A 1,144-nucleotide genomic window follows, 5' to 3' on the forward strand; every position below is an offset into this window, starting at 1 on the left:
TAATACCTCCATAGACAAATTGGAGGTCCAACGATGAGTAACCAGCACCCATTTATGCATTTCGATGCCATCCCAGATTATCGCCAACAAGGTAAAGTCGAGCACAAGTTAACTGTGAATCGCCACGGATAATCTAGACACTTCCTAGCCGTTGATAATACTGGTTTTCATATTCTGTCGGTGACATCTGATCGCTGGAACCATGCCGACGCTTACTGTTATAAAACATTTCGATGTAATCAAAAATATCGCTGCGGGCTTCTTCCCGCGTTCCGTAGATCTTTTTCTTTATCCGTTCGCGTTTCAACAACTGGAAAAAGCTTTCTGCAACCGCATTATCATGGCAGTTACCGCGACGGCTCATGCTGCCCTCCAGGCCGTGTGATTTCAGGAACGACTGCCACTCATGGCTTGTGTACTGACTGCCCTGATCCGAATGAACCAGCACCTGTTTTTGGGGATTACGGCGCCATACAGCCATCAGCAGTGCGTTCAGGACAATGTCCTTTGTCATCCGGGATTGCATGGACCAGCCGATAATTTTACGTGAGAACAGATCAACAACCACGGCAAGATACAGCCAGCCTTCGTGGGTCCTGATGTAGGTTATGTCCGTTACCCAACGCTTATCCGGAGCATCCGGATTGAACTGTCGCTGGAGCCTGTTGGGCGACACGATACTGGCCTCGCCTTTACGTGCCCGCGGGCTCCGGTATCCGACCTGAGCCTTTATCCCGACACGTTTCATCAGTCGCCAGACTCTGTTCACTCCGCACTGTTGCCCGCTGTCCCGCAGATCCAGATGGATTTTGCGATAACCATAGACGCATCCCGATTCCAGCCAGAACTGTTTAATCTGTCCTGTCAGTCTCAGGTCTGCCTGATGGCGTTGTGAATGCGGCTGCTGAAGCCAGGCGTAAAAACCACTGGGATGAACATCCAGCACCCGACAGAGCAGGCGAACAGGCCAGCAACAGGTGTTGTCACGGATAAAGGCGTACCTCAGTCGGACAGCTTTGCGAAGTACGCCGCTGTAGATTCAATTGGTCAACGCAACAGTTATGTGAAAACATGGGGTTGCGGAGGTTTTTTGAATGAGACGAACATTTACAGCAGAGGAAAAAGCCTCTGTTTTTGAACTATG

At 50.2% G+C, this 1,144-nt stretch carries 1 pseudogene; it reads right to left on the minus strand.

Features of this window, described 5'->3' with window-relative positions:
* Positions 1–133: 133 nt before the first annotated feature.
* Positions 134–1,027, minus strand: a pseudogene (locus FHC48_RS22980) (IS3 family transposase); the annotation flags it as partial.
* Positions 1,028–1,144 lie beyond the last annotated feature (117 nt).

Source organism: Enterobacter sp. EC_50 (assembly GCF_019584525.1).
In the GTDB taxonomy this organism is placed as follows: Bacteria; Pseudomonadota; Gammaproteobacteria; order Enterobacterales; family Enterobacteriaceae; genus Enterobacter; species Enterobacter roggenkampii.